Raw genomic sequence first — 14,369 nt, 5'->3', positions numbered from 1 at the left:
TTTACTCCTACTATCTTATCATTCATTCCTTTTACTATGTTGAAGTGAATTATAAAAAATAGTACGTATGCTATAATGTTCTATATCTTAATTGGGCATAAACTCAGGAAGGAGCAGGACACGTGAACATCCCATTAAATCAAAAACTCATCAAAGAAATGTGTGGCACTGTCTCCTTCAAACGAGGAGATTATTTTTATCAAACGAATAAAGTGACATTTGAACAATATCGACCTGACCGTTGTCAAGCTACGGTAACAGGTGAGGAAGACTTCCATGTGACAATCGAAGCGGGTGGCAACGATGATATTTTAACGGAATGCAGCTGCCCAAAGCTTGCCTCGTTTACAAAGGATTGTCAGCATATTGCGGCCGTTTTATTGGCGGTTTACGAGCATCAACAGAAAGGAACCATCCCGATGGTTTCCAGTTCAAATAATCAGGATCTTACTAAGGGGGTACTGACACTTTTTACGGATCAGCCTGTCCGCTCAAGCGGTCATCAACTCCATTTTGAGAAAAGAAATGTACTTGATATCGAGTTTACTTGTAAACCCATGGAGGTTGGCAAGGGAAGATACCTATTCGCTATCGAAATGACCGTCGCATCAACTAAGGTGGAAAATATCCGAATGTTTTTGGAGCGGGTAAGTACGGGAAAGACTTACTCACTTTCGAGCTCATTCAAATACGATCCAAATCTCCATTGCTTTCAAAAAGAAACCAATGCCATTCTTGAGCAGCTCATCCAAGTACTACGGGATGAAAAGGTTTATGTGGATGTGGTGCCTGACACCAATCAACATCAGATGCTGTTCATTCCATCATCCTCTTGGGAACGGCTGCTTCCGTTGCTCATAAAAATTCCCTATGTGAAGGTGGTATCTGAGGGACATACCTTTCAGGGTCTACACTTATCAGCCGAATCGCTGCCATTACAGTTTGATTTTACAAAAGCGGAAGGAAACGGTTATCAACTGAAGGTCAAAAACTTGCATCGGATGATTTTCTTAAGTGCCTATCATTCCGTTTTATACGAAGGGAAAGTAAAACAACTAGAAGATCAGGACTATAAACGTCTTTCGGATCTGAAAAAGATGTTGGATGCCTCAGGAACCAATCAAATTCCCATTCCGCAAGAGCAAATCCGCTTTTTTCTGGAAAAAGTGGCGCCAGGGTTAAAAAAATTAGGGCAGGTTTCGATTGCAGAAACGATCACGAAGCAATTGATGAACACACCACTCGTGGCCAAACTCTACTTGGATCGTGTCAAAAACCGCTTGCTAGCTGGACTCGAATTTCATTACGAAAATTGGATCATTAATCCATTGGAAAGTAGAGATCTCCCATCTGGCTCTTTAGTAATCCGTGATGTAGAAAAGGAAGATGAAATCCTCCAGCTCTTTGAGGATAGCTCGTTTGCCAAGACAGATGGAGGATATTTTCTTCATAATGAAGAGCTAGAGTATGACTTTCTGACCTATGTCGTCCCAAAGCTCCAAAAGCTCGTCCGAATTTATGCAACGACGGCTGTAAGAAATCGGATTTCCAGAGGGGAATTTCGCCCGCAGGTTAGGGTAAGGATCAAAAAGGAACGAACCAATTGGCTTGAATTTAAATTTGAAATGGATGGCATTCCTGAAAGACAAATACGTGAGGTTTTGTCGGCACTAGAGGAAAAACGGAAATATTATCGTATGCCTAATGGGTCGCTGCTCTCACTTCAGACGAGAGAATTCGATGAAATCCAGCGTTTTCTTTACTCACCACTTGCCAAGAATAAGGATCTCGCCAGTGGTTTGGATTTACCAATTGAGCAGAGTCTTCAACTTCTTGATACGGTTGAGGTTAGTGATGCGTTTAAGTTAGAGGAATCCTTTCGGCAGTTCCTGGATCACCTTCACAATCCAGGCCGGTTGGAGTTCGAGGTGCCAAGAAGTTTAGAGCCCATCCTTAAAGATTATCAAAAGCATGGGTTTAAATGGATGAAGACTCTGGCATACTACGGCTTCGGCGGGATACTGGCCGATGATATGGGACTTGGAAAAACGATTCAAAGCATCACTTTTATTATGTCAGTTCAGTCCGATATCCGTAAAAATAACCAGCCAGCCCTTGTTGTTTGTCCGTCATCCTTGACGTATAACTGGCTAAGTGAAATCAGGAAATTTGCTCCCCAGGTAAAGGCTGCTGTCATTGATGGAACAAAAGCAGAGCGAACCAAGCTTCTGAAGAAAGGGAAGGATGTCGATGTAATGATCATCTCCTACCCTTTACTGCGCCGCGAGATCAGCTGGTTTGAGAAGCAATCCTTTCATACGGTGTTTTTTGATGAAGCGCAAGCCTTTAAAAATCCGTTAACGCAAACAGCCCGTGCAGCAAAGATATTGCAGGCCAATCATCGCTTTGCACTTACGGGGACACCCGTAGAAAATTCATTAGAAGAGTTGTGGTCGATTTTTCACGTCGTCTTTCCTGAACTGTTCCTTGGGCTAAAGGAATATAGCAAGCTTTCTAGGAAAAACATTGCACGAAGAATCCGTCCTTTTTTACTGCGCAGGTTGAAGGAGGATGTCCTTGCCGAACTTCCTGGAAAAATGGAATCGATGGAATCTGTTGAACTGTTTCCTGAGCAAAAGAAGCTGTATGCAGCCTATTTGGCAAAACTTAGGCATGACACATTAAAGCATTTGGACAAGGATACGATTCGAAAAAATCGAATCAAAATCCTAGCGGGTTTGACTCGTTTGCGGCAGATTTGCTGTCATCCAGGCTTGTTTGTCGATGGGTATCAAGGGAATTCAGCGAAATTCGAACAACTCTTGCAGATTGTTGACGAATCAAAGCTTTCTGGAAGAAGAGTATTAATTTTTTCACAGTTTACGAAAATGCTTGATCTTATCGGTCGAGCGTTAACTGCGAAAGGAATGCCTTATTTTTACCTGGATGGACAGACTCCATCTGAAGAACGAGTTGAAATCTGCGAGCGCTTTAATCGCGGTGAACGGGATTTGTTCCTCATTTCTTTGAAAGCAGGAGGAACAGGTCTTAATTTGATGAGTGCGGATACCGTCATTTTATATGACACGTGGTGGAACCCGGCTGTTGAGGAACAAGCTGCCGATCGTGCCCACCGGATGGGCCAGAAAAATATCGTCCAGGTCATTAAGCTGGTTGCCCGAGGGACGATCGAGGAAAAAATGAATGAATTGCAAGATAAAAAGAGACATCTCATCGAAGAAATAATCGATTCTGATGAGAAAGTCATGTCAACTCTTACTGAAGAGGATATCAGGGAGATATTGATGATATAGAAAAAAGGAGCTGCAGCGCAACTCCTTTTTTTAATGCTTTTATGCCCCGATGACATTCAATGATTGGCGGAGACCTTCTAAAGCAAATTGCCTGATAAATCTAAAGGCAAATAATGCGATGATCGGTGAAAAGTCAATCGGACCAAGAGGTGGGATAAACCTTCTGAACAAACCTAAATATGGTTCGACAAGCTTGGCAATCCAGATACCAATCTTTGTTGCTTGAAACTTAGGAAACCAGGAACTGAAAATAGATATTAAAATTAACCAATAATAAATCTCAAAAGCATACTGTCCAATCAGTAAAATATTAGAGCCCAATATAGATCTTCCATTCTATAATGATTTTTTAATCGTACAAACCTTATACTTATGTATACATATACGATTGAGGTTCAATAAAGTTTCAAAATATTAATAAGGAACTTCCAACCTATTTCTGTTGAAGAGGGTTAAGAACTACTGCGATAAAATCGGCATAGCTGTCGATATGAAAATCTGCTTCAATGTTCCGATTTTGAAAGGCACACGTTTTAATATTTAATTCTCGAGCGGGAATTAAATCTAAGTCACGGTCACCGACGACCAAATCAATATGGTGACTTTTTAGTACATATTCGTAGGAGGAGCTGTGAGGTTTTCTTGTAAAACCTTGTTCCTCAACAGAAACAATCTCTTTAAAGTATTTGTCTAAATGATATTTTTTAAGCAGAAAGATGGTCGATTCCTTATCGCGATGCGTAACAATAATATTGTTATCAACAGAAGATAAGGCTTCCGCTAAGTATTCAAATGGCTTGCTTTCCGTCTTTGAATAATAGTTATGTAAGGTTTGATACTCAAGTCTCTGCTTCTCATCAATTCCATAATGTTTAAAGGCTGTTTTGGAATCGATTTTTAGCCATTTTAGCACCTCATCGCGATCAAGGTCTTGCTGGCTTAAGTTGATGAATCCAGAGACAAGTGCTGGATAGGTATCAAAAAGAGTGCCGTCGAAATCCCATAGTATGTTAATAAATATCCCTCTTTTCAGAAACATTTTGATTTTACCTTTAAAGAGAGTACCATAAGATTAAATAAAAAAGAAACGATCAGGTCACATTGATGTCTGAAATTTGTTATACTTTTCATGGGTAATGTACATGTTAAAAGATAGAAATGGGGGATAACAATGTCGTTTGATAACTCAAAACTGGGGTTACCATACTTTAGTTTAGAAGCAGCAGCAGTGGACAAGAGTCCGAGTGAAATGGTCATCACAGACCAAACTGGAGAAAATTATTACATAGTCACAAGGGATGTATTTGAGGATGGGTTGCAGCAAAACGGTTATAAGGTTGTTGTAAACGAAGGAGAGTAGTGATACTCTCTTTTTTTATTACTTTTTGAAAAAGTCTAACTGTTTAATTAGTACATTAATTGTTACCGTCGATGCCAATTTTCGAGGGGGAAGGGCATAATTAACGATTAATTGTTACCGTCGATGCCAATTTTCGAAGGTGAAGGGCATAATTAACGATTAATTGTTACCGTCGATGCCAATTTTCGAAGGTGAAGGACACAATTAATAAATCCTTCAATTTGCGCTTTATGTATAGCTACAGGTGTCTGTAATTATTACTTTTTACCAATAATGTATTTGATATGAAGAATAGGAGTAGAAAAATGAGCTATCAGCAAAAAACAAAAGAAACGGATAACAGTGTGATTGAGTTTATTGAAAATGTTGAGAATCCAAAAAAACGTGAGGATGCGTACAAATTAATAGATATATTTACTGAAACAACAGGTTTTGAGGCAAAGATGTGGGGGCCGAGTATTATTGGTTTCGGTTCCTATCATTATAAATATGAATCAGGTCATGAAGGGGATGCCCCTTTAGTTGGCTTTTCACCTCGAAAAGCAAAAATTAGTTTGTATTTTGCACCGGGAGAAACAAAGCGTGAGGAATTGCTAAAGGACTTTGGGAAACACACAACAGGAAAAGGGTGTGTATACATCAATAAGGTCGCTGATATTGATATTGATGTATTAAAAGAGCTAATAACCCAATCGGTTCAATTTTTTCAAAAAAAATATCCGAATATCAATTATTAACTCTTTTAATCGATTACTATCAGCAGAAATAATAAGCGCGCTTCCCGCTATTAGTAGTGGGAAGCGCTGTCTTTATGATGAGGTCATTCTCTAGCAAAGAGAATTTCACTTTACCCAATGAAATTAGCCAATTCCTGTGTAAACTTTTTCTGCTCTTCCCAGAACAATCCATGACCACTATGTTCAAACCAGACTAGTTTAGAGTTAGTTATTCCTTGATGAAGGATGGAGGCCAGCGGTGGCAAACAAATTTGATCATGTTGACCATGAAGAATCAATGTAGGCACCTGAATTCTCTTGATATCTGTAAATAAGGTTTCATCTCTTAAGGAGTTTAGTAAGCCTGCAGTGGAATGCCCTGCTGCTTCAAGTCCTAATTGAAAGAACCAGTCTGAGAAAGGTTTAGTGAGCGCCTGATGGAAGAACATGTTTGTGAAATCCGCTACCATTTTCGGCCGATCGTTATAAATCTGCCCCAGTAGTAAATTGACATCCTTCGCCTCTAATCCAAAAGGAAAGCCTGGCCGCTTTATAAAACTAGGGGCAGCCGCACCAAAAAGGGCTAATTTCGATACCCCAAAGCCCTTATGGCGTTCCATATACCTGATAACAATCGCTCCACCGACAGAATGACCTGCAAGCGTGAAACTCTGTAAACGAAGTGCTTTAACAATTTGGCGAATATCATCAGCAAGTCTATTGTACGAGTACCCTTCCCAAGGTTTATCTGACTTGCCAAATCCTCTTAGATCAATCCCAATACACCGATATCCCATCGCAGGAAGGACATTAAACTGATACTCAAATAATTTATGATTGGCTGGCCAGCCATGGACAAAGAGGATGGTTTTACTACTTTTGCGATTTACATCTTCAACATATATATTAACTTCAGGCGCCACTTTAACGTAATAACCCATTTTTTATCCCTCCTTTGAAAAAGGTATGGAAAAGTCCTTTTATCAATAAGCTATTCATGGATAGCTAGGCTAATACATTCGTGAACATTTGGGTACAAGTTGTAAATTTCTACTTTTTATTTTATTTAATAGTTTAAAATGATAAATGTAGGAGAATGGATCGCACTCTCCTTTATAAAAATATATATATGTGAAAATGTGAGCAAACTAACTTTCATACAACATAGAATTTTTTTCTAAAAATAATTATCTGGAGCTGGTTTTTGATATGGAGAAAAAGAAGGTCATCATAATAGGTGGAGGAATCACAGGTTTAGCAACAGCATTCTACTTGCAAAAGGAGATCAAGGAGAGAGCACTGCCGCTTGAAGTCAAGCTATATGAAGCTAGTGACCGTTTTGGCGGTGTGATTCACACGGTGAAGAGGGATGGCTTTATGATTGAAAAAGGTCCCGATTCCATTCTGGCTCGAAAAGCCAGTGCGCTTAAATTAATTAAAGAAGTCGGCTTAGAAGACAAAGTGGTCGCGAATACAGCCGGGAAATCTTTTATATACGCTAGAGGAAGGATCCATTCGATGCCTGAGGGAGCATTCATGGGGATCCCAACCCAGGTTACACCATTTGCGCTTTCAGGACTCTTTTCCCCACTAGGAAAACTACGGGCAGCAGGTGATTTTATTTTACCAAAGGGATTGGAAAAGGCAGATCAATCCCTCGGTGAGTTTTTCAGAAGAAGGTTTGGGGATGAAATAGTGGATAACTTAATCGACCCTCTACTGTCAGGGATTTACGCAGGCGATATCGACCGCTTAAGCTTAATGTCATTGTTTCCGATGTTCTATCATATGGAGCAAAAACATCGAAGCCTTGTGCTTGGCTTGAAAAAGACAATGCCAGCCCCACCTAAAACAGCGAAAAAAGAACCTTCCAAAAAAGGAATGTTTATCTCCTTATCAACCGGTCTGGAATCGTTAATTGACGAAGTCGTCAAGCGGATGGATGAGGGGGCTGTTAGCAAAGGAGTCCCTGTTGAAAAAATTGTAAGAAATCAGAACCACTATTCGATTACCTTCGCCAATGGAACGGTTGAACAGGCGGACAGCGTAGTCATTGCGACAGAACATTTCCATGCACAAAAAATGCTTTCTGATTATCCGTTCATGCACACGTTTGATGATATGCCATCCTATTCTGTGGCCAACGTTGCCATGGCATTTCCAAAGTCGGCAATTAAACAGGACATCGAGGGGACAGGCTTTTTAGTTTCAAGAAACAGTGACTTTAGAATAACTGCCTGCACATGGACGCATAAAAAGTGGCCTGGTACGACACCAAAGGATATGGCCTTATTACGCTGTTATGTTGGAAAACCAAATGATCAAGCGGCAGTTGATTTATCAGATGAAGAGATTATTAATATTGCATTACGGGATTTAAATAAGACCATGAACATAACCGATAAACCATTGTTCCATATCATCACAAGATGGAAAAAGGCGATGCCGCAATACAATGTTGGTCATATTGAACGAATGAAGAGTGTGAAGGAATCACTGACTAAGGAATTACCCGGAGTATTTCTAGCTGGAGGTTCCTATGAAGGTGTTGGTATTCCAGACTGTATCGACCAGGGAGAGGCGGCAATTAAAAAGGTACTCGAGTTTTTGAGATAGTCAATAAGATGGAGTAGGGATTTGAGATTCCTGCTCTATTTTTTTTGACTGGAATCAATATCTATTAATAGGGAATTTTCTAATAAAATGCCATAGGAGAGGGAAGCATACCGCTCTCTTCTTTATTTTTAGAATAACTTCTAATGACTTCTTGTGTAAGCATTGTTACCAACTTTTTAACTGATTCGAATGTAAAAATGGTAAATAAGTCAATTTGATAGCGGATTTTCTGAATGTAATAACTAATCAAATAATAGGCGTGAAACCTTGGTATCTATGGTTTTTACTATATCAATATCATAAATGAGAGTAATTTCCACTTAAATATATATTGTTTAATAGAAGAATTATCATTAAAATAAATAGAGATAGGTTGTTTAGTAGATAGAAATTTTCATTTTATAAAAAAATTTGAAAGATTGTACTTCTTAGTTGAAACCTCTATGTAATCAATTTTTTAATATTATAAAAAAGGGGAAATGCAAATGAAGAAGATTAGTTTAGCATGGCAGATTTTCATTGGTCTGACACTTGGTATTATTGTCGGTGCGGTTTTTTACGGAAATCCACATGTGGCAAGCTACCTTCAGCCAATTGGAGATATATTTATTCGCTTAATTAAGATGATTGTTGTCCCAATTGTTATCTCCAGCCTTATTGTTGGTGTTGCTGGCGTTGGTGATATGAAGTCTTTAGGAAAACTGGGCGGGAAAACCCTGCTTTATTTTGAAATCATTACCACGATTGCGATCATTGTTGGACTTCTTGCTGCGAACGTGTTTCAGCCTGGAGATGGCGTTGATAAATCGAAACTTACTAAAACGGACATTAACAGCTATGTAAGTACAGCCGAAAAAACTGAGTCCCATTCTATGATTGACACCGTTGTAAATATTGTTCCGACAAACATCATTCAATCATTAGCTAACGGAGAAATGTTACCGATTATTTTCTTCTCTGTTATGTTTGGACTTGGAGTGGCTGCGATTGGAGAGAAAGGGATACCAATTATTAATTTCTTCCGAGGAACGGCCGATGCGATGTTCTATGTCACAAACCAAATCATGAAGCTCGCACCATTCGGTGTGTTTGCATTAATTGGTGTTACTGTTTCGAAATTTGGAATTACCTCATTAATTCCACTGGGAAAACTGGTCCTGGTTGTATACGGATCCATGTTTTTCTTCATTCTTGTCATCCTTGGATTAGTTGCAAAAATTGCAGGATTCAATATTATCCACCTCATTAAATATTTAAAAGACGAATTAATTTTAGGTTACACGACAGCAAGTTCAGAAACCGTTCTTCCAAAAATTATGGAAAAAATGGAGAAATTAGGCTGTCCTAAATCGATTACATCTTTCGTGATTCCAACAGGATATTCCTTTAATCTAGATGGCTCCACGCTTTACCAAGCGATTGCCGCACTGTTTATTGCGCAAATGTATGGAATTCATATGAGTATTGGACATCAAATTACATTAGTTCTTGTATTGATGTTAACTTCTAAAGGAATTGCCGGGGTACCAGGTGTATCGTTTGTTGTTCTTCTTGCCACTTTGGGAAGCGTAGGTATTCCTGTAGAAGGACTAGCGTTTATTGCCGGAATTGACCGTATTCTTGACATGGCACGTACTTGTGTAAACATTGTCGGAAACTCTTTGGCTGCGATTGTTATTACAAAATGGGAAGGCCATGAGCTTAAAAATTATCAAGAACGTAAGGCTGCGTAAAATAGGGAATACAGGACATCTTCTAAAATGGGAGATGTCCTTTTCATTGGGTTAATGATTCTGACTTTTAAATAAAGTCAGGTAATATTATTGACTTATAAAAGTTTTACATACTAAAATGGATAAAACCGAAAGAAATACTCAATTAATACACTGAGAAAAACTGACTAGAAGCAGGTGGTTAAATGATTATTCGTAATGCTGCAGCGGATGAATTATCATTCATTCGAGAACAAAGAGTAAACTCATATGAAGAACATGCCCAAAACATTCCTGAGGATCATTGGAAGGCTCTTAAACATGCAATCTCGTCGGATGCTGATGTGCAGGAGGATGTAGAACGAATTGTTGCTGAAATTGATGGGAAAATAGTAGGCAGTGTTGCCTTGTTTCCTGCAAAAACCGATGCCTACGAAGGATTGGTAGATGAGTTGGATTATCCTGAAATACGAATGCTCGCAGTGAAACCGCAAGTTCGAGGCAATGGGGTGGCAAAAGCACTGATTTCAGAATGTATTCGACGAGCGAAAGTGCAAGGCTTTCATTCAATCGGCCTGCATACCGCAGATTTTATGAAAAGTGCGATGGGACTATACGGGAGCCTTGGTTTTGAAAGGTTACCGCAATTCGATTTTGAACCTGCGGATGACGGCATCATTGTGAAAGCGTATCGACTTACTTTTGAATAGTACTTTATCGTTTTGAAAAGCTGGTACTAGAAATTATTTTGTAAAACCCACTTGACAGGTAGGAAAAGTCAGAATAAAATGTAAATAATTCAAATAGATTCAGAGAACAATTAATTTAATATTAAGCTGATTGGAAAACCAAAGGCTTATACTCTTATTTAGGGGTATAAGTCTTTTTTTATTCAAAGGGGGACTAATTATGATCTATCCGATTAGTAAGTGGAGTCCACATTGTTGTCAGTCATTTTGTATTTATTCAGGTTTATGTAGATGAATAGAATCAAAGGTTCTTTTTTTAGACCATAAAACCAAGTATTCTTATGTGATATTAGGAGTTTAGGGAGGATGAAAATATGGCAATTGTGGATCAAGCAAAAGCAAACTATATTTTATCGACACTAAAGGGGATGGAGTATGGTTCTGTGGTCATAACCGTTCATGACGGTACGATCACTCAAATTGATAAGACAGAGAAAACACGATTTGCACAAAATAAGAAAACATCTAAATAACAAAGATGATTTGCAAAAAAGTGACCAAACTTATTATTGGATTTATTTTTAATAAAATAGCCGATCAGTCTACTGAAGGCTACTTATTTTCTAGACGATGCGAAAGATGATTGTTGCTCACCGGACTTATCTTAACTCCGAAAAGCAGACAACCGACCTTTATACGATAGTCATAAAAATAGGTAGCCTTTTTTGTTAAAAAAAAGGAGGAAATCACAAATGAAACTAGTTTACAAATTTACAACCGTACTTATTCTTATCGCCCTTATTCTAGCAGGATGCAGCAGTCAGTCTAGTAATCAAAGCACTGAGAAAAAAGATGAGGGAACCAAACAAGAGGCCGTGAAAACAAAAGAACCTGTTCAATTATTAAATGTTTCATATGACCCTACCCGGGAGCTCTATGAAGAATTTAACGGAGAATTCGCGAAGTATTGGGAGAAGGAAAAAGGTCAGAAGGTAACCATTCAACAGTCACATGGTGGCTCTGGAAAGCAAGGACGTGCTGTCATCGATGGACTTGAGGCAGATGTTGTTACGCTGGCATTGGCCTATGACATTGATGAGATTGCAAACTTAGGCGGCTTACTTTCGAAGGATTGGCAAAAGAACCTGAAGGATAACTCGACCCCGTATACGTCAACGATTGTGTTTCTAGTTAAAAAGGGCAACCCAAAAGGGATTAAGGATTGGGACGATCTAACGAAAAAGGGCACTTCCGTCATTACCCCGAATCCGAAGACTTCAGGCGGAGCCAGATGGAATTACTTAGCGGCATGGGCATACGCAAAAGATAAATTTAATGGGGATGAAACGAAAATTAAGAAGTTTATGAGCCAATTATATAAAAATGTCGAAGTTTTAGATTCTGGTGCCCGCGGAGCAACCACCACTTTCGTTGAACGAGGCATTGGTGATGTTTTAATAGCATGGGAGAATGAAGCCTTCTTAACACTTAATGAATTAGGAAAAGACAAGTTTGAAATTGTCGTCCCATCCATAAGTATTCTTGCCGAACCACCGGTTGCCGTGGTCGATAAGAACGTCGAGAAAAAGGGAACTAAAGAGGTAGCTGAGGCCTATTTGAATTATTTATACAGTGATGTAGGACAGGAAATTATCGCTAAGAATTATTATCGCCCGCGTAATCAAGAGATTCTTGACAAGTATGCAGATGTCTTTCCAAAAATTAATTTAGTCACAATTGACAAAGATTTTGGAGGATGGAAAAAAGCACAGGAGACGCACTTTAATGATGGCGGGACGTTTGATCAGATTTATCAGCCATAGTAAGTAGTTCAGTTAGATGGGTGTCCTAAATCGTTACGATTTGGGATGCCCTACATGTATCTTATCCGGAAGGGGTCAACCTCATGGCACGATTAGCAAGTTTAAAAATGAAAAGAAATAGTGTACTGCCGGGATTCGGCCTTTCACTCGGATTTACGATGTTTTATATAAGCATCCTTGTCATTCTGCCATTATCCATGATATTTATTAATTCGATGACAGTCGAGTGGTCGAAAATTTGGGGGACGATTTCTGATCCGAGGGTGGTTGCCTCCTATAAACTGAGTTTTGGTGCCGCCTTTTTCGCAGCTTTTATTAATGTTATTTTTGGCGTACTAATCGCATGGGTGCTGGTACGTTATCAGTTTCTTGGTAGAAGAATCATTGATGGGCTAGTTGATTTGCCTTTTGCCTTACCAACAGCGATTGCCGGGATTGCCTTAACGACTTTGTATACGGAAAATGGCTGGGTTGGGCAGTTTTTAAGTTTTAAAGTGGCATTTACTCCGCTCGGTATTACATTAGCATTAACATTTATCGGGCTGCCCTTTGTGGTGCGCACCGTTCAGCCCGTCCTGCAAAGCTTGGAAAAAGAAATCGAAGAAGCATCAGCTAGTTTAGGTGCAAACCGTTTGCAAACATTTGTTAAAGTTATTTTTCCAGAAATCCTGCCAGCTGCTCTAACGGGGTTCGCGCTTGCCTTTGCCCGGGCGCTTGGGGAATATGGCTCGGTCGTTTTTATTGCAGGGAATATGCCGATGAAGACAGAAATTACTCCGCTGCTAATCATGACCAAGTTAGAACAATATGATTACGCCGGTGCTACGGCGATAGCAGCTGTTATGTTGATTTTTTCCTTCACGATTCTACTTATTATTAACGTATTGCAGTGGTGGACGAATAGGAAATTTATTTAGAGATTACTAGTTTTAGAGGAGGTTTTATCTGTTTCGCAAACAAACCACCTGGTTTAGCAAACAAACTTAGTATTTCCGCAAACAAACATCTATAACAAAGCGAAATATTTGAAAAATTGGCTGTTTCCATCAAGATTGTTGTTCTTACTAGTGTAAAATTACACCTTATCAGGTAGCTTATAAAATTTATCAGCGGAAAATGACCTTTTATCAGCGAAACTAAGTCATATATCAGCGAAAATGAGATTTTATCAGCGAAAACAAGTCATATATCAGCGAATCAATTTTAGCAAACAAAAAAGGATCGATTTTTTGACCCAGGAGGAGGTACCTATGGCAGGAAATGTTCCAATCCAATATTCCAGTACACCGCTTCAAACTACAACCCGCAATTCAGAACCGCGACTCGTACGCTGGTTACTAATCACACTTGCATTAGCATTTTTAGGTTTGTTTTTGGTATTACCGTTGGTTGCCATTTTTATAAAAGCCTTTGATAAGGGTATAGCCGTTTTCCTAGAGGCTGTTAGCAATCCAGATGCGTTATCTGCAATCAAGTTAACGTTGATCATTACCTTGATTACCGTGCCACTTAATGCCATCTTTGGCGTGGCTGCCGCCTGGGCCGTAACCAAGTTCAATTTTAAGGGAAAAAGTCTTTTGATTACGATTATTGATCTGCCATTTGCCATCTCACCAGTCATCGCCGGATTGGTGTTTGTTCTATTATTTAGTGCGCATGGCTTATTTGGACAATGGTTAATCGACCATAATATCAAAATTATTTTCGCAGTACCCGGAATCGCAGTGGCCACACTTTTAGTGACGCTGCCCTTTGTCGCCCGGGAACTCATTCCATTAATGCAAACGCAGGGAACGGCCGATGAGGAGGCATCCTTGACACTGGGGGCGAGCGGCTGGAAGACATTCCTTTTGGTAACTCTGCCGAATATTAAATGGGGATTATTATATGGGATTATTCTCTGTAGTGCTCGAGCAATTGGCGAGTTTGGAGCTGTTTCAGTCGTTTCAGGACATATCCGAGGAATGACAAATACGATGCCGCTCCATATTGAAATTTTATACAATGAATATCAATTTTCCGCGGCATTTGCGGTTGCTTCCTTAATGTCATTTTTCGCCATCATCACCTTGGTTGTAAAAAATGTCATTGAATGGAAAGCAAAAAAATCATTTGAACCTGGAGAAGGAGTTCACTAAG

Annotated in this window: 13 protein-coding genes; 10 read left to right on the top strand and 3 right to left on the bottom strand. The window is 39.3% G+C overall.

Annotated features, from left to right (window positions below):
- Positions 1-122: 122 nt before the first annotated feature.
- On the top strand, positions 123-3,314 hold the full coding sequence (locus tag AB7942_RS04415; RefSeq protein WP_369445948.1) for a DEAD/DEAH box helicase: 3,192 nt from the start codon (positions 123-125) through the stop codon (positions 3,312-3,314).
- Positions 3,315-3,353: 39 nt separating this feature from the next.
- Here the strand turns inward: AB7942_RS04415 and AB7942_RS04410 are convergent, their stop codons facing one another.
- Both AB7942_RS04410 and AB7942_RS04405 read right to left on the bottom strand, forming a co-directional pair.
- Positions 3,354-3,635: a YggT family protein gene (locus AB7942_RS04410; protein WP_098930444.1), complete on the bottom strand. Its 282-nt coding sequence runs from the start codon at positions 3,633-3,635 to the stop codon at positions 3,354-3,356.
- Between the two features lie 112 nt (positions 3,636-3,747).
- On the bottom strand, positions 3,748-4,353 hold the full coding sequence (locus AB7942_RS04405) for an HAD hydrolase-like protein (protein ID WP_369445947.1): 606 nt from the start codon (positions 4,351-4,353) through the stop codon (positions 3,748-3,750).
- Between the two features lie 132 nt (positions 4,354-4,485).
- On the opposite strand from AB7942_RS04405, the gene AB7942_RS04400 reads away from it, so the two are divergent.
- Positions 4,486-4,674: a hypothetical protein gene (locus tag AB7942_RS04400; protein WP_088085597.1), complete on the top strand. Its 189-nt coding sequence runs from the start codon at positions 4,486-4,488 to the stop codon at positions 4,672-4,674.
- A 305-nt stretch (positions 4,675-4,979) separates the two neighbouring features.
- Positions 4,980-5,411 (top strand): DUF1801 domain-containing protein, encoded by a 432-nt coding sequence (locus tag AB7942_RS04395; RefSeq protein ID WP_369445946.1) that lies wholly within the window; start codon positions 4,980-4,982, stop codon positions 5,409-5,411.
- Positions 5,412-5,521: 110 nt separating this feature from the next.
- Here AB7942_RS04395 and AB7942_RS04390 read toward each other — a convergent pair whose 3' ends face one another.
- Complete coding sequence (locus AB7942_RS04390; RefSeq protein WP_369445945.1) at positions 5,522-6,331, bottom strand: alpha/beta fold hydrolase; 810 nt, start codon at positions 6,329-6,331, stop codon at positions 5,522-5,524.
- Positions 6,332-6,599: 268 nt separating this feature from the next.
- On the opposite strand from AB7942_RS04390, the gene hemY reads away from it, so the two are divergent.
- From hemY to cysW, 7 genes are all read left to right on the top strand, one after another.
- A complete protein-coding gene (gene hemY / locus AB7942_RS04385; RefSeq protein WP_369445944.1) occupies positions 6,600-8,006 on the top strand; it encodes a protoporphyrinogen oxidase in 1,407 nt (468 codons plus the stop codon).
- Between the two features lie 485 nt (positions 8,007-8,491).
- Complete coding sequence (locus AB7942_RS04380; RefSeq protein ID WP_088085601.1) at positions 8,492-9,739, top strand: cation:dicarboxylate symporter family transporter; 1,248 nt, start codon at positions 8,492-8,494, stop codon at positions 9,737-9,739.
- Positions 9,740-9,924: 185 nt separating this feature from the next.
- Positions 9,925-10,428 (top strand): GNAT family N-acetyltransferase, encoded by a 504-nt coding sequence (locus tag AB7942_RS04375; protein WP_369445943.1) that lies wholly within the window; start codon positions 9,925-9,927, stop codon positions 10,426-10,428.
- A 353-nt stretch (positions 10,429-10,781) separates the two neighbouring features.
- Positions 10,782-10,940, top strand: a complete 159-nt coding sequence (locus AB7942_RS04370) for a YezD family protein (protein WP_088085603.1) — start codon at positions 10,782-10,784, stop codon at positions 10,938-10,940.
- Between the two features lie 219 nt (positions 10,941-11,159).
- Positions 11,160-12,230, top strand: coding sequence for a sulfate ABC transporter substrate-binding protein (locus tag AB7942_RS04365; protein WP_369445942.1), 1,071 nt, complete (start codon positions 11,160-11,162; stop codon positions 12,228-12,230).
- Between the two features lie 83 nt (positions 12,231-12,313).
- Positions 12,314-13,147, top strand: coding sequence for a sulfate ABC transporter permease subunit CysT (gene cysT / locus AB7942_RS04360; RefSeq protein WP_369445941.1), 834 nt, complete (start codon positions 12,314-12,316; stop codon positions 13,145-13,147).
- 333 nt (positions 13,148-13,480) lie between these two features.
- Entirely contained in the window at positions 13,481-14,368 is an 888-nt protein-coding gene (gene cysW, locus AB7942_RS04355) for a sulfate ABC transporter permease subunit CysW (RefSeq protein ID WP_088085606.1), read from the top strand.
- The last annotated feature ends 1 nt before the right edge of the window (position 14,369 follow it).

The organism is Neobacillus sp. BF23-41, from assembly GCF_041106275.1.
The sequence above is the reverse complement of the archived record's forward strand: the minus strand, read 5'-3'. Positions and strand labels throughout refer to the sequence as shown.

What these genes read in the sequence shown, in the direction of transcription:
- AB7942_RS04395 (WP_369445946.1), top strand. Translation starts at nt 4,980, where the DNA reads ATGAGCTATCAGCAAAAAACAAAAGAAACGGATAACAGTGTGATTGAG.
- AB7942_RS04390 (WP_369445945.1), bottom strand. Translation starts at nt 6,331, where the DNA reads ATGGGTTATTACGTTAAAGTGGCGCCTGAAGTTAATATATATGTTGAA.
- AB7942_RS04365 (WP_369445942.1), top strand. Translation starts at nt 11,160, where the DNA reads ATGAAACTAGTTTACAAATTTACAACCGTACTTATTCTTATCGCCCTT.
- AB7942_RS04400 (WP_088085597.1), top strand. Translation starts at nt 4,486, where the DNA reads ATGTCGTTTGATAACTCAAAACTGGGGTTACCATACTTTAGTTTAGAA.
- AB7942_RS04370 (WP_088085603.1), top strand. Translation starts at nt 10,782, where the DNA reads ATGGCAATTGTGGATCAAGCAAAAGCAAACTATATTTTATCGACACTA.
- AB7942_RS04380 (WP_088085601.1), top strand. Translation starts at nt 8,492, where the DNA reads ATGAAGAAGATTAGTTTAGCATGGCAGATTTTCATTGGTCTGACACTT.
- AB7942_RS04405 (WP_369445947.1), bottom strand. Translation starts at nt 4,353, where the DNA reads ATGTTTCTGAAAAGAGGGATATTTATTAACATACTATGGGATTTCGAC.
- AB7942_RS04375 (WP_369445943.1), top strand. Translation starts at nt 9,925, where the DNA reads ATGATTATTCGTAATGCTGCAGCGGATGAATTATCATTCATTCGAGAA.
- hemY (WP_369445944.1), top strand. Translation starts at nt 6,600, where the DNA reads ATGGAGAAAAAGAAGGTCATCATAATAGGTGGAGGAATCACAGGTTTA.
- cysT (WP_369445941.1), top strand. Translation starts at nt 12,314, where the DNA reads ATGGCACGATTAGCAAGTTTAAAAATGAAAAGAAATAGTGTACTGCCG.
- cysW (WP_088085606.1), top strand. Translation starts at nt 13,481, where the DNA reads ATGGCAGGAAATGTTCCAATCCAATATTCCAGTACACCGCTTCAAACT.